Below are 23,564 nucleotides of genomic sequence, written 5' to 3'. Positions count from 1 at the left end.
AGACCCACGCATAGTGAAGGCTACCGTTGTACCCTTCAACAATGCGGACGAGGACTGAAGGATGACCGCACACCCGACCCAGGTGTGGCCGGCGATCACGACCGAACCGCGCGAGTGGACCGCCGCCAGAGGCGACGGGCACCTCGACGTCTGGCAGCGCCACCGGTTCTCGCGGCCGTACCAGGCTGCGGTACTGCCGCGCATCGCGCACCTTCTCCCTGCCCTCTCCGGCGCCGCGAGCACCGCCGCCGAGGAGGCGACGGCGGACATCGCCAGGTTCGACGTGCAGATGGCCGCACTGCCCGTGGCGATGCCGGCCGTGCTTCTGCGCTCGGAGTCGTCGTCCAGCTCGCAGATCGAGCACCTGACCGCGGACGCACGCAACCTCGCCATGGCGAGTCTCGGTGTGGGCGCGAAGCAGAATGCCGAGCTGGTGGCAGCCAACGTCCGCGCGATGACCGAGGCGCTCACGATCGGTGACGACGTGACACCCGAGGCGATCCTCGCGATCCACCGGGCACTGCTGTCGTCGTCGGATCCCGACGTGGCCGGCCACTGGCGGACCGAACAGGTGTGGGTGGGCTCGAGTGCCCTGAGCCCGCACGACGCCGACTTCATCCCACCGCACCACGACCGGCTCGCCGACACGATCGACGACCTGGTCGCGTTCGCCGCCCGAGACGACCTTCCCGCGCTCGTCCACGCCGCGCTCGTCCACGCCCAGTTCGAGACGATCCACCCCTTCGTGGACGGGAACGGCCGAACCGGACGCGTGCTGCTGCAGTCCGTCCTGCGCAGGCACGGACTCATCCGCACCACCACCGTGCCGGTGTCCGCGGGGCTCCTGCGCGACCCCGAACGTTACTTCGACGCCCTGACGGCGTACCGGGCGGGCGACCCGGACCGCATAGTGGTCCAGGTCGCCGAGGCCGCACTGCTGGCCACGAACAACGGGCGGAGGCTTGCCGAGGACGTCGTCGAGCTCCGGACGGCCTGGCTCTCGCGGATCACGGCGCGCTCCGACTCCACCGCCTGGCGTCTCGCGGACGCGCTGTTCGAGCAACCGGTCGTCAACGCCGAGTACGTCGCGTCCACGCTCGGCGTCACCGATCGCGCCGCGCGGAACGCGATCGCCGTCCTCGAACGAGACGGCGTCCTGGCCCCGAGCACGTCCCAGCGTCGGCACCGCGTCTGGCAGGCGTCGTCCGTCCTCGCTGCCATGGACGACTTCGCGCGGCGTGCGGGCCGACGAGCCTGACCGATAGCGTTGGCCCGTGCCCATCAGCTACTCCCTTCCCGGGGTCCACGTCACCGACCACTCCGTCGACGTGCCGCTCGACTGGTCCCAACCCGACGGATCGCCCGCGATCTCCGTCTTCGCCCGCGAGCTGGTCGACCCGGCCCGCCGCACCGAGGACCTGCCGCTCCTCGTGTTCCTGCAGGGTGGCCCCGGCGGCAAGGGCCCGCGCCCGACCGGCCCGGACGGCTGGGTGGGTGCCGCACTCGAACGGTTCCGCGTGATCCTGCTGGACCAGCGCGGCACCGGCCGGTCCACCCCGGTCCGGGCCTCCGCGCTCCGTGCCCTCGGCACCGCGCAGCAGCAGGCCGAGTACCTGTCCCACTTCCGCGCGGACAACATCGTGCACGACGCCGAGCACGTGCGGCAGACGCTCTTCGAGGGCCGCCGCTGGACGTCGCTCGGGCAGTCGTACGGCGGCTTCATCACCATGACGTACCTGTCGTTCGCCCCGGAGGGCCTGAACGCGAGCCTGGTCACCGGCGGCCTGCCCGGGCTGACGGCGTCGGCCCGGGAGGTCTACGAGCGCACCCAGCCGCGCGTGGCGGCCAAGAACGAGCGGTTCCGCGCGCGCTATCCCCATGCCGTGAAGACGCTCGGGCAGATCGCCGACCGGCTGGCGTCCGGCGGGGTGACCGAGCCCGGCGGCGACGTGCTGACCACGCGCCGGTTCCAGACGCTCGGCATGGACTTCGGCATGAAGCCGGGGTTCGAGCGCGTGCACTGGATCGTCGACGAGGCGTTCGACTCCCCGCACGGCGGCCCGCTCAGCGACACCTTCCTCGCCACCGTCGCCGCCGAGACCTCGTTCGCGACCAACCCGCTGTACGCGGTGCTGCACGAGTCCATCTACGCCCAGTCCCACACGGGCCCCACGGCGTGGGCCGCCCAGTCGGTGCGCGACTCCGACCCCGCCTTCGCGGAGACCGCCCGCCCGCTGCTGCTGACCGGCGAGATGATCTACCCCTGGATGTTCTCGGAGATCCGGGCCCTGCGGCCGTTCGAGGGCGCCGCGCACGCACTGGCGGAGCGGCAGGACTGGCGCGACCTGTACGACCTGCACCGGCTCGCGGAGAACGAGGTGCCCGTCGAGGCCGCCGTGTACTTCGACGACATGTTCGTCGACGCGTCGCTCTCGCTCGAGACCGCCGCGCACGTGGGCAACGTCGAGCCGTGGGTCACCAACGAGTTCGAGCACGACGGCCTGCGGCTCGGCGACGTCCTGCCGAAGCTGCTGGACCGCCTGGACGCCCGCGGCGGCCCGCTCCCCTCGCCGAGGTAGAACCAGGGCGAGGTAGAACCAGGGCGAAGTAGAACCAGGGCGAAGTAGAACCGCAGCTCCCGCTGCGGTTCTACCTCGCTGGGGTTCTACCTCGCTGCGGTTCTATCTCGCTGCGGTTCTATCTCGCCCTGGTTCTACTTCGGCGCGGCGGGGTCAGTAGGTGTACGTGTTCAGCGTGCGCAGCGCCGCGAACGGGTCGCCGACGTCGTAGCGGTCGACCGCGAGGAAGTTCGGCTTCTTGCGGGCCGCCGGCTGGCAGAACCGCTGGGTCCGGTCCAGCAGCCGCTCGTTGTCCGTCCGCGCCGTCACCTCGACCGGCACGTCGCGGAAGTGGTTCATCACGAACAGCGGACGGAACCCGGTGCCGGGCTCCGTCAGCGGGATGTTCGTGCCCGCGTCGTACCAGCGGCTCCAGCACGACCAGTCGGAGGTGCCGATGCCCGGACCCATCGACCAGTAGTTCTCCACCGTCCACTCCCGCTGGTACAGCACGCCGAAGCTCTCCCGGGTCAGCCCCGCGGCCTCGTCGGCCGACCGGCTGTGGTCGCTGAGGATCAGCAGGCGGTCGTTCTCCGCGACGAGCTGCGCCATGGTGGGCCAGCCCTGCTCGCGGACGCCGGTGCGGTCGGGCCGGTAGAGCACGTCCGCCAGGCCGGTCACGCGGTCGAGCTCGGCGCGCAGCACCGCCGGCTCGACGTAGTCCTCCAGGAACACCGTGACGAACTGGTCGGGGTGTGCCCGCAGGAAGTCGACGATGCGCTGGAGGTCCACCCACAGCGCCACGGGCCGGCTGACCAGGGTGCAGCTGTTGTGGCAGAGGATGGCGCCGTCGGGCGTCTGGTGGATGTCGAGCTGGAACCCGCGCACGCCGTCCGCGAGCTGCTGCTCGATGCCGCGCACCTGGTTGGGCGCGAGGTTCACGAACGGCGGCGCGAAGCCGCCGTCCACCCCGTTCGCGTACGCGTTGTGCGCCGTGAGGAACGACATCTGGTCGAGCGTGCGGCGGTCGGCGGGCGGCATCGGGCGGGTCACCGGGCCCACCGGGGTCAGGTACCACGCCGCGAGCCCGTCGCCGCCGCCGAGCACCAGCCGGTCCGGGTAGTTCGCCCCGCCCGGCCGCGGCCCGACGGCGAGGTAGCGCTCGGTTCCCGGCACCTGGACCCGGTACCGGTCGGCACCGAGGTCGACGAGCTCCCAGGCCGCGCCCGGCTCCCCGCACCCGACGGTCACCGCCTGGTCGCCGGAGCGACCCAGGCAGCGGCCCGCGGTGTCCGTGCTCTCCAGCACGGTGGTCGCCCCCGTGCGCAGCGACCACTGCTGGTGGTCCTCGTCGCCCTGGGGCCGGTGCTGCTCGACGGCGCCCCCGGCGTCGGCCGCGTTCAGGCCGGTCGTGGCGCTCTGCAGGTAGTAGACCCCGGCGGGCGGCAGCTCCTGCCCGGCGGACGCGGCCAGGGCCGGCGGTGCGCCGACGGCGGCCGCCGTCAGCATGCCGGCGACCACGGAGGCGACGACGGCGGACGGACGTCGGGAGGCTCTCATCGGCGGGACCTTCCTCGGGGCGATCCGGACCGGCCGTGGTCGTGCGGGCCGGACGCCATCACACCAGCGCGCCGCGCCCCCTGTCATCAGTGATTCCCGCAGCCCTGCGGTCGGGGCCCGCGGCTCAGCGCAGCGACGGGATGGACCCCACGACGTAGCCCTCGACGTCGACGACGTCGCCCGCCGCGAGGTGCGGTTCCCCGGCCGGGACGCAGAGGGTGACCTGGAAGCCGTCGGTCTGCACGCGCGCGGCCGTGAAGCCCTGGCCGGTGCGGCCGACGGTGCGCTCCTCGACGGCCACCACCACGCCGGTCAGGTGCGCGGTCGCGTCGGTCGAGGCGGCGTAGGCCCCGACGGGCTCGAAGACCAGGCCGGGCGGGACGCCGTCGGACCGGCCGGTGACGCGGACGGCGTTGCCGAGCACCACCACCGACACGGGCGCCTCGATGGGCGGCACCGCCGCCCCGAGCAGGGAGAGCTCCTCGAGCTGGCAGGCGATCTCGGTGATCACCTCGTCCTGGTCGTTGACGAGCTCGGCGAGCACGAGGCCGCCGTCGACCGCCTGCGGCTCGGACATGACGGCGCCGGGCGCGGCGTAGAACGTGGGCGTGACGACGCGCACCAGGTCGCCCTCGGTGGTGATGACCAGGCGCGCGCCGGACGGGTCGGTCCAGATGTGCACGCCGACCTCGCCGTCCTTCGCGATGGTCTCCGCCTCCGAGCGGGCCGCCGCGACCATGTCGCGGAAGTCGCTGCGTCGCCAGACGTTCAGTCCGATGCAAGCCAGATTCGATGCCACGGTTGCCTACGCTAACCCGGAGCCGGGCCGACGACGCGGCGACAGCGTGCTGGGGTCAGTCCGGGGCGTGCTTGTCGAGGAAGGCGTAGACCTCGGCGTCGTCCACGCCCGGGAAGGCGCCGCGCGGCAGGGCCGCGAGGATCTGCTGGTGCATGCGCCCCGACGGCCAGGCCTCACCGGACCAGCGCTCGGTGAGCTGGGGCGCCGGGCGCTGGCAGCACGCCGGGTCCGGGCAGGTGGACGTGCGCCGCACCTGCGTGTCCCGCCCGCGGAACCACTTGGCGTGCGCGTACGGGACGCCGACCGTGATGGAGAACGCGCCCGACCCGCCGTCCGGCCCGCCAGACGGCGACATCGACCCCGTCTGCGTGGAGCACCAGAACGTGCCCGCGGGGGTGTCGGTGTACTGGTAGAACTCGGTGGCCCGGTCGCGCCGCTCGAAGGCCTCGCGCGCCGCCCAGCGGCGGCAGATGAGCTGCCCCTCGATGGCGCCCGTGACGTCCTGCGGGAACGGCAGGCCGTCGTTGGCGTAGCCGCGGAACAGCGCGCCGTCGGCCCCGACGCGCAGGAAGTGCAGCGGGATGCCGAGGTGGTGCGTGGCCAGGTTGGTGAGCCGCATGGCGGCGGCCTCGTGCGTGATGCCGAAGGCGTCCCGGAAGTCCTCGACGGCGAGGTCGCGGTCGCGCTTGCGCTCCTGGAGGAACGGCACGGCCACGAACTGGGGCGCGAGGCAGGCGGCGGCGAAGTAGGTGATCTCGACGCGCTGCCGCAGGAACTCCCCGTAGGACCGCGGCCGGTCGTGCTCCAGCACCCGGTGGGCCAGCGCCTGCAGCGCGAGCGACCGCAGCCCGTGCCCGCCCGGGGTCGACGCCGGGGGCAGGTAGATGCGCCCGTTGCGCAGGTCCGTCACCGAGCGCGCGGACCGGGGCAGGTCGTCCACGTGCAGCAGCGTGAACCCCATCTGCTCCGCCATCCGGGCCACCGTGCGGTGGGTCAGGGCCCCGCCCGTGTACCCGGCGGCCCGCACCAGATGCTCCGCCACGGCCTCGAACTGCGGGTAGTGGTTGTCGCGGGCCTCGCGCTCCAGGCGCAGCTCGGTGTTCGCCCGGCGCGCCTCCTCCGGCGTGGCGATGGCGAGCTGCTCGCGGCGCGCCAGCTCCTCGTGCAGGCCCACGAGCTGCTCCAGCACCGGCATCGGCAGCTTCTGGCTCGGCTTCACGGCCGGCACGCCGAGGGTGGTGAACAGGGGCGCGCGCTGCGCGCGGTCGAGCGCGATCTCCAGGGCCGCGCGGCGCGACGGCGGCTCGGGGCTGAGCAGCTCGCTCACCGGCACGTCGAGCGCCTCGGCGATGGAGCGCAGCAGTCCCAGGCGCGGCTCGCGGCGGCCGTTCTCCACGAGCGACAGCAGGCTGGGGGCCGAGCTCACCCGCTCCCCGAGCGCGTCCAGCGTGAGCCCGCGCGCCGTGCGCAGGTGCCGGATACGCCGGCCCAGCGTGATCAGGTCGGTCTCGAGGCCCGAGCTCGGCACGTCGCCCTCCGTCCGGTGGTGTGACGGCCGTCACCCGGGCGCACCCGGGACGGCCCAGCAGGAATCCGCTCCTTCACAATACGTGAAGATTCGCGATTCTTGACAGACCTAGCGCTGGAAATCGGGCGGATCTGCGCACCAGAGTGGAAACAGGCCCGCAAACGTGCCGCGCAGTCTGACGATCGGAGCGAACATGTCCGTCCTCGCGAACCCCCGCCGCACCCGGCTCGTCGCCGAGCTCGTCTCGGACGTGACCGACCAGACCACCGCGCACGCCGCGCCGGGTGCCGCACCGCGCACCGCACAGGACGTGCGTGCCTGGGTGGCAAGCATCGCGGAGCTCACGCAGCCGGACGAGATCGTGTGGTGCGACGGCTCGGCCGCCGAGAAGCAGCGCCTGATCGACCAGATGCTCGCGGCCGGCACGCTCGTCGCGCTGAACCAGGAGAAGCGACCCGGCTCGTACCTGGCGCGCTCGAACCCCGACGACGTGGCCCGCGTGGAGTCCCGCACCTTCATCTGCTCCGAGCAGGAGGAGGACGCGGGCCCGACCAACAACTGGGCGGACCCCACCGAGATGCGCGCCGAGCTGAAGGGCGTCTTCGCCGGCTCCATGAAGGGCCGCACCATGTACGTGGTGCCGTTCTCGATGGGGCCCGTGGGCGGCCCGATCTCGCAGGTGGGCATCGAGATCACCGACTCGCCGTACGTCGTCGTCTCCATGCACGTCATGACCCGGGTGTCGGACGAGGTGCTGCGCCTGATCGACAGGGGCCGGCAGTGGGTCCCGGCCGTGCACTCGGTGGGCGCGCCGCTGGCCGAGGGCGAGGCCGACGTCGCCTGGCCCTGCAACGACACCAAGTACATCGTGCACTACCCGGAGACCCGGGAGATCTGGTCGTACGGCTCCGGCTACGGCGGCAACGCCCTGCTCGGCAAGAAGTGCTTCGCGCTGCGCATCGCCTCCGCGATGGCGCGCGACGAGGGCTGGCTCGCGGAGCACATGCTGCTCGTCCGCATCACGTCGCCCGAGCAGCGGCAGTACCACCTCGCGGCCGCCTTCCCGAGCGCGTGCGGCAAGACGAACCTGGCGATGCTGCAGCCCACCATCCCGGGCTGGAAGGTCGAGACGCTGGGCGACGACATCGTCTGGATGCGCCCGGGCCCCGACGGCACGCTGCGCGCCATCAACCCCGAGGCGGGGTTCTTCGGCGTCGCGCCGGGCACCGGCGTCGACACCAACCCCACCGCCGTCGCGACCTTCGACCGCGACACCATCTTCACCAACGTCGCCCTGACCGACGACGGCGACGTCTGGTGGGAGGGTCTGACGTCCGAGCCGCCGGCGCACCTGGTCGACTGGCAGGGCAACGACTGGACGCCGGACTGCGACACCCCGGCGGCCCACCCGAACTCGCGGTTCACCGTGGCCGCCGCCCAGTGCCCCACGATCGCGGACACCTGGGAGGACCCGGCCGGCGTGCCGGTCGACGCCATCGTGTTCGGCGGCCGCCGCGCCACCAACGTGCCGCTCGTCGCGCAGTCCTTCGACTGGGAGCACGGCGTGTTCATGGGCGCCACCATCTCGTCGGAGCGCACCGCCGCCGCCGAGGGCGCCCTCGGGGAGCTGCGCCGCGACCCGTTCGCGATGCTCCCGTTCTGCGGCTACAACATGGCCGACCACTGGGCGCACTGGCTGGAGGTCGGGGCCGGCATCGAGGAGTCGAAGCGCCCGCGCGTCTTCCAGGTGAACTGGTTCCGCAAGGGCGACGACGGCGGCTTCCTCTGGCCCGGGTTCGGCGAGAACTCGCGCGTGGTCGAGTGGATCGTGCGCCAGGTCGAGGCCGGCCGCGGACTCCGCCCGGACGCCTCGGTCGCCTCCCCCGTCGGCGGCCTCCCGGCCCCGGGCGCCCTGAACCTGGACGGCATCGAGGTGCCGGACGCCGACCTGGCCGCCCTCTTCGACGTCCCCGCCGAGCCGTGGCGGGCCGAGGCGGACCTGACCGAGGAGTTCTTCGGGCAGTTCGGCGACCACACGCCCGCGGCCCTGCGCGCCCAGCTCGACGCGCTGCGGGAGCGGCTGGCGCGGTGACTTCGGCCGGCCGGCAGCGCGACCTCCTCGGGTGGCTACCCGTCGCGCCGCCGGCCGTCCGGACAGGTTTCCCCGGCCGGGTCGAGGCAGCCCGGCCGGGGATCTCTTCTGTCCCGGGCCTCTTCCGGCACCTCAGCCGCAGAGCATGCGCGCCGTGACCACCCGAGCCTTCCCGGCCCACGTGATGGTGCCCCGCGCACCGACGCACACGCCGTTCGCGCCGCCGATCGAGGCGGGGCCGGTGCGGTACCGGTAGTCGCCGCTCACGCCGGACGAGCCGTTCTTCGTCCAGATGTCGACCTTGGTGTAGGCCCACTTGCCCCAGCTCTGCCCCGCGTGCGAGGTCACCGCGCACTTCCGGCCCGAGCCGCGGTCGTGGTACACGTTCAGCCAGGCGACGGTGTGCGTGCCCGACTTGATCGCCTTCTTCACGATCCGCGTGCCGGGACAGGCCGAGGCCGCCGGCGCCACGGCCTTCGGGGTGGGCAGCGCCCGGACCGCGGCGGTCCGTGCCACCGGCGACGCGCTCGCGGGCGCCGCCACGGCAGCGGCGCCGGGCAGCGCCACCGCCAGCGCCGTGACCAGCGTCAGGGCTCGCCGCCCCCACGTCCTGTGCAGTGTGCTCATCATGTCTCCCCCGGGTCTGTTCCGATCCCTGTGCGTGCGGGTCGCACGCCCGGCCACCGTAGGGACGCGACCCCGGGACCGGTCCCGGCCCGACGACGGGCGACAATGGGCCCGTGCCGCACTCCGCTGACGCCCCCATGCCGCCCCCGCTCGCCCACGTCGTGTACTTCGAGCCCCGCATCCCGGGGAACACCGGGTCGGCGATCCGGCTCGCGGCCGTCACGGGCGCGCGGCTGCACCTGGTCGAACCCCTCGGGTTCGACCTCTCGGAGGCCAAGCTCAAGCGCGCAGGGCTGGACTACCACGACCTCGCCGTCATGGACGTGCACCCCTCGCTCGACGTGGCGCTCGATGCGCTGCCGGACGCCCGGGTCTTCGCCTTCACGACCCGCGCAACCACACGGTTCACCGACGTGGAGTACCGGCCGGGCGACGTGCTGCTCTTCGGACCGGAGCCCACCGGCCTGCCGCCGGAGGCCCTGGCGCACCCGCGCGTCACGGACGAGCTGCGCATCCCGATGCTGCCGGGCCGACGGTCGCTCAACCTCACGAACGCGGCGTCGATCGCGGTCTACGAGGTGTGGCGGCAGCTCGGCTTCCCCGAGGGCGCCTGACCCGCGCGGTCCCGTCGTCGTCCGCCGCTCGCTCCCCTTCGAGACCGAGGTCTCGAAGGGGAGTGGCTACGGGCGGACGACGAGGACGCGACCCGGGGCCAGCTCGTACCGCCCCGGGACCACGCCGGGGCTCGCCGGACCCGCCTGCGCCACGACCGTCACGGGCGGTTCGCCCACCACACGGTCCGACGTCGGGAACCACGCCCGCCCGGGGCTGACCAGGATGAGCATGCCATCGACCTGACCCGACGGCGTGAACGTGGGCGACCCGTCGGGGTACCGGCCGATGCCCGCCGCGGCGAGGCGGTCGGCGGTGGCCACGACGTCGGGCACGGCGACCCCCACCTCGCTCACCGCCAGCAGGTCGTCGGGGCCGAACGGGAGGGGCTGAGCCCCGGGGCCGGCCGGGCTCGAGGCCTTCGCCCCCGGCACGGTCCCGGCGCCCAGCGTCTGGGGCAGGTCACGGCGCGCGATGAGCTCCAGGACCGACCGGTCCGGTCCCGGGAAGTACAGCGACCGCGCGTTCCAGGCGGGCTGCGCCTCGAACTCGGTGCGGTCGCCGTCCGCGAGCAGGCCGGGCCCCGTCTCGAGGAACCGGCGCGCGGCGTCGAACCGGGCGTCGTCGACGAGGAACGCGAGGTGCTGGTCGCCCGGGGCGTCCACGTCCTCCCGGAACCGGACGACCGACGCCCCGACGGACACCTCCACCGCCCTGATCTCCGTGCGCACCGGGAGTCCGAGCACGGTCTCGTAGTACGCGGCGGTGTCCGCCAGGGACCGGGTGACCGTGTCGACGCTCGTGATCTGCATGCGGCCAGCCAACAACCTGAACAACGGTTGAGGTCAACCTACCGCCCACTCGAGTTCGGTCCCCTGCCTCGCCCCCGGCCGTGAGATCGGTCGGTTGCCTCGAGATCGGTCCATTGATGGACCGATCTCGAGGCAACTGACCGAAGTGGGCCCGGGCCGCGGCGCAACGGACCGAGCTCAGCGCAGGCAACCTAGGACAGCAGCCAGGACGCCGACCGGCGCAGCAGCGCCTGGTGTCCCTCCGCCGCGAACGAGCGGCTGTCGTGGCCCAGTGCCGAGTACACGGTGCGACCGCCGTGCGCCTCGTCGACCCAGAGGACCGGGTGCTCGGCGCCGTCGTCGTCCGTGGTGGTGCCCAGCACCCGCGCGGTCGGGCCCACCCGTAGCCGGCAGTACCGCTCGTCGAAGGCCTCGACCGCGTCCAGGCCCTCCGTGACCGGGTGTCCCTGCGCCAGCTCGAACCGTGCGGGGCCGATCGGCGGGTGCATCGACTCGCCGGGGATCCACCGGCCGCCCAGCACGGACTCCCACTCCGGGGCGTCGTAGAACGTGTTCACCGCCTGGTGCAGCCCGAGCACCGCGCCGCCCGCGCGCGCCCAGGCCGCGAGCCGGTCGTGGAAGGGGCGCCAGTCGTCGTCGGACCCGTCGAAGTCCGCGTCCCGCCGGCCCGTGCCGCTGTTGACCACCAGGAGGTCGTGCGCACCGAGGTCGTCCAGCGCGTCGCGGAACAGTCCGCGCACCTCGACCACGCCCAGGGCGCCGAGCACGCCGGCCACCGCGTGCGACGTCGCCGCGTGGTCGTGCCAGGGGTCCTCGTACCGCCCGCGCCCGGCGAGCACCACGATCCGTCGTGTCATGCCGCCGATCCTCCCATCCCGCAGCCGACGCCGAACGTAGGGTTCGTCGGCCGAACGCGCCTCATGCGCCGACGAACCCTACGTTCGACCCGGCGCTCGCCGAGTGTGTCGTCAGGGGACGATCAGGAGCTTGCCGCGGGGCGTGCCCGCCGCCAGCGCGCGGAACGCGTCGGGCGCCTCGGCCAGGGGGTACGTACGGTCGACCCGCGGGCGGACCGCGCCCGAGGCCAGGAGCCCGGCCAGCTCGTCGAGGTCGGCCCGCTGGTTGGGCCGCCAGGCGAACGTACCCGTGCGGACGCCCGCGAGGGCGCCCACCGGCGGCCCGAGCAGGGCGGTACCGAGGAACGAGCCGAGCCGGCGCGCGACGAGCACGTACCGGCCGCCCGGAGCGAGGCAGCGGCGGAACGCCAGGAAGGGGCGCGTGTCGGCGATGTCGACCACGACGTCGAACCGGCGCCCGCCCCGCGTGACGTCCTGGTGCGTGTGGTCGACGGTCTCGTCGGCGCCGAGCTCGCGCAGGAACGCGAGCTTGCCCCCGTGGTCGACGGCCGTGACGACGGCGCCACGGGCCTTCGCCAGCTGCACCACGAACGGCCCGACGCACCCGCCCGCCCCGTTGACCAGCACCCGCTCCCCCTCGCGGACCGGCCCGACGGAACGCAGGCTCTGCAGCGCGAGCGTCCCGGAGTGCGGCACGGTCGCGGCCGCCTCGAACGCGACGTCGTCCGGCAACGGCGTGAGGGCCGACGCCGGCACCCGCACCCGGTCGGCGAACGCCCCGTGGCCGCTGTCGAACAGGTCGGCCCAGACGCGGTCGCCCGGCCGGAGCGTCGTGACGTCGGACCCGACCGCCTCGACCGTGCCGGTCAGGTCGAGACCGACCCGGCGGTGGGCGGGACGGACCAGGCCCGTGGCGACCCGCGCCGCCCACGGCATGCCGAGCAGGTGGTCCAGGTCGGCCGTGTTCAGCGACGCCGCCGCCACCCGGACCACCGCGTCGCCCGGCCCCGGGACCGGGTCGTCGACCGTCGCGACGCGCAGCACGTCCGCGGTGCCGTACCGGTCGCGGACGAGCGCCCTCACGGCGTCCCCTCCACGTCGGCACGGACCCGCTCCAGGACCAGGAAGTCCGTGACGCCGAAGAGCCGCACCACCCGCCGGTCCCACGCCGACAGGTACGGCTGCGCCTCGGCGGGTTCGGCCAGGCGCGGCCTGACCTGGTGGGTCTCCCCGCCGGTCCGCAGCTCGGCGGCGCCCGCGGCCAGCACGTTGCGCAGCCAGTCGACGTCCGGGCCGTACGGGAGGAAGACGAGGAAGTCGCCGTCCATCGGGTAGACCCCGATCGGCGTCGAGTACGCCGTGCCGGAGCGTCGTCCGACGTGGTGGATCACCGACGTCCGCGTGCCGGGCTCCCCCGCGCCCGCGCGCAGTGCCGACGGACGGCCGAACCGGCCGAGCCGCCGGACGACGGCGAGGCCACGCCGGTTCTTGGTCCGCATGGACACGACCAGCCCGGTGAGCGCGACGAGCACGAGCACCACCAGCCCGCCGACCACCCCGAGGATCCACATCCACATGGCGTACCACCTTCCGGTCGACCTTACGCTGTAAGCCTTACGCCGTAAGGTAGGCCCGGGGGCGGGGGCCGTCAAGGGTGAGACCGACGTAGGATCGCGAGACGATGAGCACCCCGCAGACGAGCACCTCGCAGACCGCGCGCAGCACGCTGACGCGCGCCCGGGTGCTCGCGTCCGCCGTCGCGCTGGCCGACCGGGAGGGCGTCGGGGCGCTCACGATGCGCAGCCTGGCCCGCGAGCTCGGGATCGAGGCGATGTCGCTGTACCACCACGTCGCCAGCAAGGAGGACCTGCTCGACGGGGTGACCGACCTCGTCGTGCAGGAGATCCAGGCGGCCGTCGCCGGGATCGAGCCGGCGCCGGAGGACACACCGCCGTCGGACTGGAAGCACGCGCTGCGCCGCCGCATCCTCACGGCGCGCTCCGTGCTGCTGCGCCATCCGTGGGCGCCGGCGGTGCTCGAGACACGCACGGGCTTCAGCCCGCACGTCGTGCGCTACCACGACGCGCTCGTCGCGCTCCTGCGCCGCGGCGGGCTGTCGTACGACCTGGTGCACCACGCCATGCACGCCCTGGGCAGCCGGGCGCTCGGCTTCTCCCAGGAGCTCTTCGACCCGAGCGGGCCCGGCGGCGACCCGGCCCCCACCGCCGACGACGAGGCCCTGCTCGCCCGGATGGCGGACGAGGCCCCGCACATCGTGGCGATGCTCGCGGAGGTCGCGCACGAGGACCCGGAATCGACCCTGGGCTGGTGCGACGACCAGACCGAGTTCGAGTTCGGCCTCGATCTCATCCTGGACGGGCTCGAGCGGCTGGCGCAGCGCGAGGCGCGCTGAGCGTCAGCGCAGCGGGTCGAAGGGCAGGATCTCGCGCGGCGTGTGCCCCGTGGTGATCTGCTCGGCGAGCGCGCGTCCCGTCGCCGGCCCCAGCACGATGCCCCACATGCCGTGCCCGCCCGCCACGAAGACGCCGGGTGCGGCGGTGCGGCCCACCAACGGCAGGCCGTCGGGCGTGACCGGCCGCGAGCCGACCCACTCGTCGGCACGGTCGTCCAGGTCGACGCCCTCGAACAGCCCACGCACGGAGCTCACGATGGCGCGGACCCGGCCGGGCTGGAAGGGTTCGTCGGGACCGCGGAACTCCATGGTGCCCGCGACCCGCAGCCGCCCCTGGTACGGGGTGCAGGCCACACGCCGGGCCGGGAAGTACACCGGGTGGTCGATGGGCGGACCGTCGACCGGCACGCTGAACGAGTAGCCGCGCCCGGCCTGCACCCGGGTGCGGACGCCCAGCGGGCGCACCAGGTCGGGGAGCCAGGCGCCCGTGGCGACCACGACGGCGTCGGCCCGCAGGGTGTCGTGGCCCTGCACCTCGACCTCGGTGCCGCCGGGCACGGCGCGGACTGCCGTGACCCGGGCGTCGGTGAGCACCTTGGCGCCCCGCGCGCTGACCGACGTCGCGAGCGCCTCGACGTACGGGCCGGGCTCGATGTACCGCTGCCCGCCGAGCTCCCAGGTGGACCGCACGGCCGGGGAGAGGTGCGGCACGCGGACGCCGTCGGGCAGGCGCCTGAGACTGATCTCCTGGCCGGCCTTGGCGACGTTGCGCAGCTCGTGGACGAACGGGACCGACTCCCGCTCCTTCTCGAAGCCGATCACCCAGCGGCTGGGGTACGACGTGGCGTGCACGCCGCCGGCCTCGAGCTCGTCGTAGGCCTCGAGCGCCACCCGGTCGATCGGGGTGAGCGCGTCCATGGCCCGCCGCCAGGCGCTCGGCGTCGCGTGCGCCATGAACCGCGCGACGAAGGCCCACAGGGCGCCGTCGAAGCGGAAGGGGACGCTGAGGGCGGCGTCGGGGTCGAGCATCGCCTTCGGGCCGTAGGCCCAGAGGGACGGGTCGGCCAGCGGCATCGCCATGCCGGGGGTGAGCCATCCCGCGTTGCCCCACGAGGCCCCGGCGGCGACGCCGCGCCGGTCGAGGATCGTCACCTCCACCCCGCGCTCCTGCAGGTGCCACGCGGTGGCGAGGCCGACCATGCCGGCCCCGACGATGACGACGTTCTTCGTGTCTGGCACGTTGTTGCTCCCTCTCGCGCGCGTGCAGCCCCTTCCCGCGCCTCTCCCCGTCGAGCGGCGATGTGCCCATCGTCCGCCCGCCGGGGGGATTCGGCGCGACCTCCTCGTGAAATGACTGCGAACTCAGGGTGTGGGATCCGTCACTCCCGGGGCGTCAGCCGAGCGGACGCGCCAGGGGCTCGATCGCGGCGATCTCGTCGTCGCTCAGCGGGCCTGCCGCGAGCGCCGCGACGTTGTCCTCGAGCTGGGCGACGGAGGAGGCGCCGACGAGGGCGGAGGTGACGCGCTCGTCGCGCAGCACCCAGGCGAGGGCGAGCTGAGCGAGGGTCTGCCCGCGGCCGGCCGCGATCTCGTCGAGCGCCCTGGCCCGCCGCAGGTAGTCGTCGGTGAGGGCGGCCGACGAGAGGAAGGGCGAGTCGGAGCGGGCCGCCCGGGACCCCTCGGGGACCGCGCCGGCGAGGTACTTGCTGGTGAGCAGGCCCTGCTGCAGGGGCGAGAAGACGATGGTGCCGATCCCGAGCTCGCCGACGACGTCGAGCAGGGACTCGCTCTGGGGTCCGTCGTAGGCGTCGTCGTGCGCGGGGTCCTCGATGTGCCGGTTGAACATCGAGTAGGAGGGCTGGTGGATGAGCAGCGGCACGCCGAGGTCGGCCAGGATCCGGGCGGCGTCCCGTGTGCGGGCGGGCGAGTAGTTCGAGACGCCCGCGTAGAGGGCCTTGCCCTGCCGGACCGCGGTGGCCAGCGCACCCATGGTCTCCTCGAGCGGTGTCGAGGGGTCGGGACGGTGGTGGTAGAAGATGTCGACGTAGTCGAGGCCCATGCGGCCGAGCGACTGGTCGAGCGAGGCGAGCAGGTACTTGCGCGACCCGTGGTCGCCGTAGGGGCCGGGCCACATGTCGTAGCCGGCCTTCGTGGACAGCACGAGCTCGTCCCGGTAGGGCCGCAGGTCCGCGGCGAGGTGCCGCCCGAAGTTCTGCTCGGCGGAGCCGTACGGCGGGCCGTAGTTGTTGGCCAGGTCGAGGTGCGTCACGCCCAGGTCGAGGGCGCGACGCAGGACGGCGCGCTGGGTGTCGAACGGGCTGGTGTCGCCGAAGTTGTGCCAGAGGCCGAGGGACAGCGCGGGGAGGTCGAGCCCCGACCGGCCGGTGCGGCGGTACTGCATGGAGTCGTAACGGTCCTCGGCGGCGAGGTACCGGGGTGCGAGAGGCATGGCGCCATCGTGGCACGCCCGGCACGGCGCTCCGGACACCGCCCGCGACCCGCCGGTCGCCAGAGAGTCCGACATGTCCGTTCTGCGGCTCTCCTGTGCCACGATGCGCCTCATGTCTCAGCAGATCTTCGACCTGGTGGTGCGCCGGACGTGGCGTGTGCCGCTCACCGAGGTCTCGGCCGGCGACGCGGCGTCCGTCGCACGCCGGTTCGACGGCGTGCTCCTCCGCTCCGGGTTCGCCGCGTCGGGCCGGCTGCTGGGCTACGTCGGCTCCCTGGCTCCGCAGGACGCCCGGCTGGTCGCCGTCCGGGTGCTCGGCGTCGTGCGCGAGGCCGTCGGGGACCACGTGCAGCACACCGCCTACTTCGAGAGCTTCCCCGACAACGTGCCCGACACCCTCGACTTCTGGGTCTCGTGCCTCCGGGACGCGCTGCGCGGCACGCCGTCCGCCGAGCGGGCCGAGGAGGTCCTCGCGCGCGGGGCGACGAACCTGCTCAGCCTGCCGCGCTACGGCCGCTACCAGCACACCTACGAGGAGATGGTCGCGGCGCACGACGAGCTCCTGCCCGCCCTCACCGACCGGCGCACCGTGCTGGACGTGGGCGGCACGCTCGACGAGGAGGCCCACCGGCTCTACCTGCACCTGGCCGGTAGCACCACGCCCCTGTCGGACGACGACCTCGCGGCCCTCACGCTGCTGGCCGGCCACTGCGGGTCCATGGAGCAGCCCGCGGCGGTCCCGGTGCGGACGGCCCGCGCCGTCGTCAACGCGGCCCACGTGCTGTACGGGCGCGAGCCGCAGGTGGACACGGTGACCGACGTGCTGCGGCTGGCGTGCGCGCTGTCCGGCGGGGACGTCACCCTGGAGACGCCCACCCGGTTCCGCTCGCTGCCCCGGCCCGTGCGCCGCACCCTGCTCGGCGCCCTGGACCGCGTGGTCGGCGACTCCCCCGCCAGGCTGGGCGACGTCGCGCGGCACCGCGAGGCGTGGAAGCGGCTGGGTGAGCGGCTCCACCCGCACGAGCACCCGGGGACGCCGTCGGCCGCGCGTGTGTTCGCCGTGGCCCGCGGCGCGGAGGGGGCGGCGTCGCTCGCGGCCCGCGTCGAGCGGTCGCTCGCGACGGGCGCGCGCGACGAGGCGCTGGGCCTGCTCACGGTCGCGCCCGGGATGCTGGTGCGCCGCGTGGACCACCTGCTGCGCACGGCGGCCGACGACGCCGAGGCCGCCGCCGTGGTCGCCGCCGTCGAGAAGGCCCTGCCCGACGTCGCCGGCCGCGTGGTGCTGGGGCTCCGCGAGCATCTCGGCGACCGGGCCCGGCTCGGGTCCGCCGGCCGGCGGCTGTTCGTCAACCGGGCCGGCGGCGGGTGGAGCGCTCCCGACACCCGCGCGCCCCTGCCCGACGGCGCGCTCGCCGACCTGGTGGGGGCCTGCGACGCCGAGGTGCTCCGGCGCCTGCCCCGGCCGGGCGAGCTCGTCGTCGACCCGGACCTCCTGGGCGTGGCGCTGCCGCTGTCCGGTCGCGCCCGTCCGGGCGGCGTCGGCCTGCTGCCGCGCGGGTCGCGCACCCCCGTGACGGGCGACAGCCTGCGGTTCTTCGTGCACTGGCGGCAGGCGAGCCGGGACACGGACCTCGACCTGTCCTGCCTGCTCCTCGACCGCGGGCTGACGACCGCCGAGCACGTGTCCTGGACGCGGCTGCGGGGCGAGGGGTTCGTGCACTCCGGCGACCTCACCGAGGCCCCCGACGGCGCGACCGAGCTCGTGGACGTGCGGATCTCCGCGATCCGCCGGGACGTGGTGGTGCCCCAGGTACACGTGTACTCCGGCGAGACCTTCGACCAGCTCGCCGAGGGCTTCTTCGGGTTCATGTCCCGCGACCGCGCGCAGGCGGGCCTGCCGTTCGAGCCCGCGACGGTGCGCATGAAGTCGGACCTGGGCGGTGCGGGCCGTGTGCTGATCCCGATGGCGTTCCTGCGCGGGCCCGCGGGATGGGAGGCGCTCTGGCTGCACCTCAACCCGCGCGGTGCCTCGGGCCTCAACACGGTCGAGGGCCACCGGGTCACCACGCGCACGCTGCTGCGGGACGCGATCGCGCGCCGCCATGTGACCGTGCGGTACCTGGCGGACCTGCTCGAGACCGACGGCGTGCCGGTGCACGACGGCGTGCCCACCGGCCCGGGTCCGGTGACCTACCTCGGGTTCGCCGCCCCGGAGGGCCTGCCCGAGGGCTCCCGCGTCGTGACGCCCGAGAACCTGCTCGACCTCGTGCCCTCCTGACGCTAGGGTCGGGGCCGGGCGAGGCCATGCGGCGGCTTCCTTCTCACCCTCTCTGGATGAACCTAGTCGCCGCGCTCTCCTTGCCCACCGACATGCCCACGGACCTGCCGTTCCCTGGTGCGCCACGCGCACCAGGGAACGGCCCGGCTCAGCAGTACAGGTTGCCGCCGGGGTCCACACCCAGCGCGCTCGTGAAGCGCAGGTAGGTGTCGACGCGGCTCTGCACCTGGGCGGGGTTGCCGCCGTTGCACTCGATCGAGCCGTTGATGCTGCGGATCGTCTCGCCGAACCCGGCACCGTTCACGATGGCGTTGTGCGGCGTCATGGTGCCCGGACCGTTCTGGGTGTTCCAGTACCAGAGGCCGGTCTTCCAGGCGATGGCCGAGTTGGTCGCGACCAGGCTCGGGTTGTTCAGCAGGTCGATGCCGAGGGCGTCACCCGCCGCCTTGTAGTTGAAGTTCCAGCTGAGCTGGACAGGGCCGCGGCCGTAGTACTGGTCCTGGCCCGCCGGGCAGCCGTACGGCTGGTTCCGGTCGCAGTAGTGCGGGTAGTTGGCCGTGTTCTGCTCGACGATGTGGACGAGCCCGCCGGTCTCGTGGGAGACGTTGGCGAGGAAGGCCGCGGCCTCCCGCTTCTGCACGGTCTCGCTGCCGCTGTTCGCGAAGCCGGGGTAGGCGCTCAGCGCGTCGATCAGCCCCTGGTAGGTGTAGAACGAGTTCCGGTTCGGGAAGAACTGGTTGAACTGCGCCTGGCTCACCGGGAAGTCCTCGGTGCCGGGCGGGTCCGTCGGGTCGGTCGGGCCGCCGCCGCACGTGCCGACCCGCTCCCACACCCCCCACTCGCCGGTGGTACCGGGCGTCTCGCCCTGGGTCCACCACTTGGCCCGCCAGGAGGCACCCGCGTGGGTGACCAGGTTGCCGCCCACGTACACGGCGGTGCTGCTCCACGCGGGGGCGCTGCAGTCGGCGACGGCGGCCGGCGCCACCGGGGCGACGGGCGCGGCCGCACCGGGGACGGCCACGGCACCTGTGGTCAGGAGGGCAGCGACAAGGCTTGCGACGAAGAGCGGTATGCGACGAGATCTCATGGGGAACCACCTCGCTTCGGGTCCTGGGCCGCCGGACTCCGCGGCCGATTTGTTCAGGAACCTAGCAAGGTGCGTCGCCCCAGGGAGTGAGGGATTTCCACACGCACGACCCGTACGGGATGGCCTCTGCCTCGAGCCCGGGGAAGCGTCCGCAGCGCGACGTGTTAGATTTTCGCGCTTTTTTTAACACGTCCGCAGGACGTGTTAAGTCATCGAACATGTCCGGCTGACCCCGTCAGGCCGAGTCGCGCACCACCAGAACCGGCTCGAAGATCGACGAGCGCACCGCCGGCTCGTCGGCGTCGATCTGCTCCAGCAGCATGCGCGCCATCTCCTGGGCCATCTGCTCCACAGGCTGGCGCACGGTCGTCAGCCGTGGCCGGGTCTGCAGCGCGACGGGGCTGTCGTCGAAGCCGACGATCGCGACGTCGTCGGGCACGCGCCGCCCGTGCTCCTGGAGCACATGGATCGCCCCCTGCGCCATGAGGTCGTTCGAGACGAACACACCGTCGAGGTCCGGGGTGGCGGCGAGCAGCTCGGTCATCGCCGTCTCGCCGCTCTCGAACGTGAACGATCCCGCCACGCTCGGCACGAACGCGTGCCCCCGGCGGGCGGCGGCGTCGCGGAAGCCGTCGAGCCGGTCGCGCGCGGAGGGCACGTCGAGCGGACCCGAGATCACGCCGAGCGTGCGGCAGCCGCGGTCGAGCAGGTGGTTGGCGGCCAGGCGGGCGCCGTCCGCGTTGGCGAGGTCCACGTAGCTCGCCGGGATCGGGTGGCTCGGCCGGGCGAAGAGCACGATGGGGCTGCCGGTGCCGATGAGCGCCTCGGGCAGCGGGTCGTCGGCGTAGGTGGACACCAGGAGCGCCCCGTCCGCGTTGCCGAACCGCAGGTAGGAGACGACCTGGGCGCGGGTCTGCTCGTCGTCGGCGAACATCAGCACGGGGTGCACGTCGTGCGGCCGCAGGGTGCGCACGAGCGACCCGACCACCCGGCCGAAGAACGGGTCCGAGAAGACGCCGGACAGGTCGAGCTCGCCGTCGGGGTCGGCGTCGGCACCCGAGATGACGACGGCGACCGTGCCCGTGCGCCGCGTGACGAGGGACCGCGCGGCCCGGTTGGGCACGTAGCCCGTCTCGGCCACCGCCTCCAGCACGACCTCCTGGACCGCGGGCGCGACCTTGCGCTTGCCGTTGATCACGCGGGACACGGTCGCGCGCGAGACGCCGGCGACCTTCGCCACGTCCTCCAGGGTCGGCGCAGCGCGCCGCAGGTCCTTGCTCACAGAGCGACGGTAACAGAGTGAGAGCGCTCTCCACAGGGTGGTCGCGGGGTGAGGCGGAAGCAGATTCGCCCGAGCACACCCGCACGGCCAAACAGCCTGAAATCCCTGGAAAAACGATTGGCGAGCATCAAGAGTGGGTGCCCCGACACGGTCCGGACCCTTGACGCTGGCCTCGGCGCAGGTCGAGGATGAGGCGGGTAAGAGCGCTCTCCCAACTCGCGACGCACCGGAGCGCCGCGAGCGCAGGCTCAACGACGAACCGCGCCCCGGCCCTCGCACGGGCCGACGAGCGGACGGAGAGGAACACCATGACCACCACCGGACCCACCGGACCCACCGGCGCCCGGGCCGTGCGGCGCAGGCGTGGCAGGCGCGCCGGCGCCGCCACCCTGGCGGCCGGCCTCCTGGCCGCGGCGGCGCTCGTCGTGCCGGCCACCACCGCACAGGCGGAGCCGGTCCTGCTGTCGCAGGGCCGCACCGCCACCGCCTCCTCCGAGGAGAACCCCGACTACACGCCCGCGAGCGCCGCCGTCGACGGCGACCTCGGCACGCGCTGGGCGAGCGAGTTCAGCGACCCGCAGTGGATCCGGGTCGACCTGGGCCGGGCCGCGACGCTGGACCGCGTCGAGCTGGTCTGGGAGTCGGCGTACTCGACCACGTACCAGTTCCAGGTCTCGGCCGACGGATCGTCGTGGGAGACGGTGTACTCGACGAGCTCGGGCGACGGCGGTACGGACACGTTCGACGTGGAGGCGACGGCCCGCCACGTGCGCCTGCTGTCCACCGCGCGGTCGGGCGGCTACGGCAACTCGCTGTGGGAGCTGCGCGTGTTCGGCGAGGCCGGCGGCAGCACCGACCCGGGCGACCCCGGCGATCCGGGCGGCCCGGACTACGTGGACCCCGGGCACCCGAACGTCCCCGTGCGCGACTCGGGCGCCAGCACGGTCGAGGTGGTGGGCGGCAACGGCGACTGGGACCTGCGCGTCGACGGGCAGCCGTACACCGTGCGCGGGTTCACGTGGGGTCCGGCGTTCAGCGCGGCGGACCACTACCTGCCGACCCTGACGGCGATGAACGCCAACACGATCCGCACGTGGGGCACCGGCGCGGACACCCGCGAGCTGCTCGACGCGGCGGCCGAGCACGACGTCCGCGTGGTGATGGGCTTCTGGCTGCTGCCCGGTGGCGGGCCCGGGTCGGGCGGCTGCATCGACTACCGCACGGACGAGACGTACAAGGCGAACACCAAGGCGGACATCCTGAGCCAGGTCGCTGCCTACAAGGACCACCCGGGCGTGCTCCTGTGGAACATCGGCAACGAGTCGCTGCTGGGCCTGCAGAACTGCTACTCCGGCACCGAGCTGGAGGAGATCCGCAACGCCTACGCGGCGTTCGTCAACGAGGTGAGCGTGGCCGTGCACCAGGCCGACCCGAACCACCCGACCACGAGCACCGACGCGTGGGTGGGCGCCTGGCCGTACTTCGAGCGCAACGCCCCGGACCTGGACCTGCTGTCGGTCAACGCGTACGGCGACCTGTGCAACGTGCCCACGGCGTGGGAACAGGGCGGCTACGACCGGCCGTACCTGATCACCGAGGGCGGCGCGGCCGGTGAGTGGGAGGTGCCGGACGACGCGAACGGCGTGCCCGAGGAGCCGTCCGACCTGGAGAAGGAGCAGGCGTACGTGGACTCGTGGCGGTGCCTGCGCGAGCACGACGGCGTCGCGCTGGGCGCCACGTTCTTCCACTTCGGTATCGAGGGCGACTTCGGCGGCGTGTGGTTCAACGTCATCCCGGGGGACAACCGGCGGCTCGGCTACTACTCGATCGCGCGCGCCTGGGGCGTGGACACGTCGGGGATGAACACCCCGCCGCGGATCACGTCGATGACCGTGCCCGGCTCGACGTCGGTGGCGGCGGGCGGGGAGTTCACCGTCGACGTCGCGGTGAGCGACCCGGACGGCGACGCGATCGACGCGAACGTCATGCTGAACAGCAAGTACGTCAACGGCGCGGGCGGCATCGCGCAGGCGCAGTTCACGCAGACCGGGCCCGGGACGTTCCGGGTCACCGCGCCGGAGATGCTCGGCGTCTGGAAGGTCTACGTCTTCGCGGAGGACGGCAACGGGAACGTGGGCGTGGAGACACGCTCGTTCCGCGTCGTCGCGCCGCCGGTCGACGGGACGAACATCGCCCGCGGGAAGACGGCGACGGCGTCGAGCTTCGACCCGTGGAACGGCGACTGGACGCCGGGCCGCGCCGTCGACGGCGACGCGACCTCGCGGTGGGCCAGCGAGTGGGGGCCGTCCGCCTGGTGGCAGGTGGACCTGGGCTCCGTCCAGTCCTTCGACCACGTCCAGCTCGTGTGGGAGACGGCCTACGGCAAGGCCTACGAGGTCCAGGTCTCCGACGACGGGAGCAGCTGGACCACGGTGCGCACGGTGACGGGCGGCAACGGCGGCGTCGACAGCCTCGACGTCGACGCCCGCGGGCGGTACGTGCGCCTGAACCTCACCGAGCGCGGCACCGAGTGGGGCTACTCCCTGTACGAGGTCGGGATCTACCAGCGGTGACCGGGTCAGCACGGCACACCACCACTATCGAAGGAGG

At 73.4% G+C, this 23,564-nt stretch carries 19 protein-coding genes; 7 read left to right on the top strand and 12 right to left on the bottom strand.

Features of this window, described 5'->3' with window-relative positions; translation table 11 throughout:
- Positions 1-61: 61 nt before the first annotated feature.
- The gene (locus tag APR03_RS04935) at positions 62-1,258 is read left to right on the top strand and encodes a Fic family protein (RefSeq protein WP_253833308.1); all 1,197 of its coding nucleotides are present in this window, start codon (positions 62-64) and stop codon (positions 1,256-1,258) included.
- A 16-nt stretch (positions 1,259-1,274) separates the two neighbouring features.
- A complete protein-coding gene (locus APR03_RS04930) occupies positions 1,275-2,579 on the top strand; it encodes an alpha/beta fold hydrolase (RefSeq protein ID WP_253833306.1) in 1,305 nt (434 codons plus the stop codon).
- A 153-nt stretch (positions 2,580-2,732) separates the two neighbouring features.
- Here the strand turns inward: APR03_RS04930 and APR03_RS04925 are convergent, their stop codons facing one another.
- The 3 genes from APR03_RS04925 to APR03_RS04915 all read right to left on the bottom strand — a co-directional run bounded on the left by APR03_RS04925 (position 2,733) and on the right by APR03_RS04915 (position 6,445).
- Positions 2,733-4,118: a PI-PLC domain-containing protein gene (locus APR03_RS04925; protein WP_253833304.1), complete on the bottom strand. Its 1,386-nt coding sequence runs from the start codon at positions 4,116-4,118 to the stop codon at positions 2,733-2,735.
- A 124-nt stretch (positions 4,119-4,242) separates the two neighbouring features.
- On the bottom strand, positions 4,243-4,917 hold the full coding sequence (locus APR03_RS04920) for a hypothetical protein (RefSeq protein ID WP_253833302.1): 675 nt from the start codon (positions 4,915-4,917) through the stop codon (positions 4,243-4,245).
- 55 nt (positions 4,918-4,972) lie between these two features.
- Positions 4,973-6,445, bottom strand: coding sequence for an XRE family transcriptional regulator (locus APR03_RS04915; protein WP_253833300.1), 1,473 nt, complete (start codon positions 6,443-6,445; stop codon positions 4,973-4,975).
- A gap of 193 nt (positions 6,446-6,638) precedes the next feature.
- On the opposite strand from APR03_RS04915, the gene APR03_RS04910 reads away from it, so the two are divergent.
- Complete coding sequence (locus tag APR03_RS04910; protein ID WP_253833298.1) at positions 6,639-8,537, top strand: phosphoenolpyruvate carboxykinase (GTP); 1,899 nt, start codon at positions 6,639-6,641, stop codon at positions 8,535-8,537.
- Between the two features lie 132 nt (positions 8,538-8,669).
- Here the strand turns inward: APR03_RS04910 and APR03_RS04905 are convergent, their stop codons facing one another.
- A complete protein-coding gene (locus APR03_RS04905) occupies positions 8,670-9,164 on the bottom strand; it encodes a hypothetical protein (RefSeq protein WP_253833297.1) in 495 nt (164 codons plus the stop codon).
- Positions 9,165-9,301: 137 nt separating this feature from the next.
- Here APR03_RS04905 and APR03_RS04900 point away from each other — a divergent pair, with 137 nt between their 5' ends.
- The gene (locus APR03_RS04900) at positions 9,302-9,778 is read left to right on the top strand and encodes a tRNA (cytidine(34)-2'-O)-methyltransferase (protein ID WP_253833473.1); all 477 of its coding nucleotides are present in this window, start codon (positions 9,302-9,304) and stop codon (positions 9,776-9,778) included.
- 66 nt (positions 9,779-9,844) lie between these two features.
- Here APR03_RS04900 and APR03_RS04895 read toward each other — a convergent pair whose 3' ends face one another.
- The 4 genes from APR03_RS04895 to APR03_RS04880 form a co-directional block, all read right to left on the bottom strand.
- The gene (locus APR03_RS04895; protein WP_253833295.1) at positions 9,845-10,588 is read right to left on the bottom strand and encodes a VOC family protein; all 744 of its coding nucleotides are present in this window, start codon (positions 10,586-10,588) and stop codon (positions 9,845-9,847) included.
- A 191-nt stretch (positions 10,589-10,779) separates the two neighbouring features.
- A complete protein-coding gene (locus APR03_RS04890) occupies positions 10,780-11,445 on the bottom strand; it encodes a ThuA domain-containing protein (protein WP_253833293.1) in 666 nt (221 codons plus the stop codon).
- A gap of 111 nt (positions 11,446-11,556) precedes the next feature.
- Complete coding sequence (locus APR03_RS04885) at positions 11,557-12,528, bottom strand: NAD(P)-dependent alcohol dehydrogenase (RefSeq protein WP_253833291.1); 972 nt, start codon at positions 12,526-12,528, stop codon at positions 11,557-11,559.
- Positions 12,525-13,022 carry a nitroreductase family deazaflavin-dependent oxidoreductase gene (locus APR03_RS04880; RefSeq protein WP_253833289.1) on the bottom strand — a complete coding sequence of 166 codons (498 nt, stop codon included), beginning with the start codon at positions 13,020-13,022 and terminating at the stop codon, positions 12,525-12,527. Before APR03_RS04880 ends, APR03_RS04885 begins: the two co-directional genes overlap by 4 nt.
- Before the next feature lie 104 nt (positions 13,023-13,126).
- Between APR03_RS04880 and APR03_RS04875 the strand changes: the two genes are divergently transcribed.
- Positions 13,127-13,858 carry a TetR/AcrR family transcriptional regulator gene (locus tag APR03_RS04875; protein ID WP_253833288.1) on the top strand — a complete coding sequence of 244 codons (732 nt, stop codon included), beginning with the start codon at positions 13,127-13,129 and terminating at the stop codon, positions 13,856-13,858.
- Positions 13,859-13,861: 3 nt separating this feature from the next.
- Here APR03_RS04875 and APR03_RS04870 read toward each other — a convergent pair whose 3' ends face one another.
- Positions 13,862-15,187 (bottom strand): NAD(P)/FAD-dependent oxidoreductase, encoded by a 1,326-nt coding sequence (locus APR03_RS04870; protein WP_372494767.1) that lies wholly within the window; start codon positions 15,185-15,187, stop codon positions 13,862-13,864.
- A gap of 64 nt (positions 15,188-15,251) precedes the next feature.
- Positions 15,252-16,307: an aldo/keto reductase gene (locus tag APR03_RS04865; protein WP_253833287.1), complete on the bottom strand. Its 1,056-nt coding sequence runs from the start codon at positions 16,305-16,307 to the stop codon at positions 15,252-15,254.
- A 112-nt stretch (positions 16,308-16,419) separates the two neighbouring features.
- On the opposite strand from APR03_RS04865, the gene APR03_RS04860 reads away from it, so the two are divergent.
- Entirely contained in the window at positions 16,420-18,585 is a 2,166-nt protein-coding gene (locus tag APR03_RS04860) for a hypothetical protein (RefSeq protein WP_253833286.1), read from the top strand.
- A gap of 148 nt (positions 18,586-18,733) precedes the next feature.
- Here the strand turns inward: APR03_RS04860 and APR03_RS24765 are convergent, their stop codons facing one another.
- Both APR03_RS24765 and APR03_RS04845 read right to left on the bottom strand, forming a co-directional pair.
- Positions 18,734-19,672, bottom strand: coding sequence for a glycoside hydrolase family 19 protein (locus APR03_RS24765; RefSeq protein WP_275977090.1), 939 nt, complete (start codon positions 19,670-19,672; stop codon positions 18,734-18,736).
- Positions 19,673-19,907: 235 nt separating this feature from the next.
- Complete coding sequence (locus tag APR03_RS04845) at positions 19,908-20,954, bottom strand: LacI family DNA-binding transcriptional regulator (protein ID WP_253833285.1); 1,047 nt, start codon at positions 20,952-20,954, stop codon at positions 19,908-19,910.
- A gap of 308 nt (positions 20,955-21,262) precedes the next feature.
- Here APR03_RS04845 and APR03_RS04840 point away from each other — a divergent pair, with 308 nt between their 5' ends.
- Positions 21,263-23,527 carry a discoidin domain-containing protein gene (locus tag APR03_RS04840; protein WP_253833284.1) on the top strand — a complete coding sequence of 755 codons (2,265 nt, stop codon included), beginning with the start codon at positions 21,263-21,265 and terminating at the stop codon, positions 23,525-23,527.
- Positions 23,528-23,564 lie beyond the last annotated feature (37 nt).

It is taken from the genome of Promicromonospora thailandica (assembly GCF_024171955.1).
Taxonomy (GTDB): domain Bacteria; phylum Actinomycetota; class Actinomycetes; order Actinomycetales; family Cellulomonadaceae; genus Promicromonospora; species Promicromonospora thailandica.
Note: the sequence above shows the minus strand (reverse complement) of the source record. Positions and strands in the feature narration are given on the sequence as shown.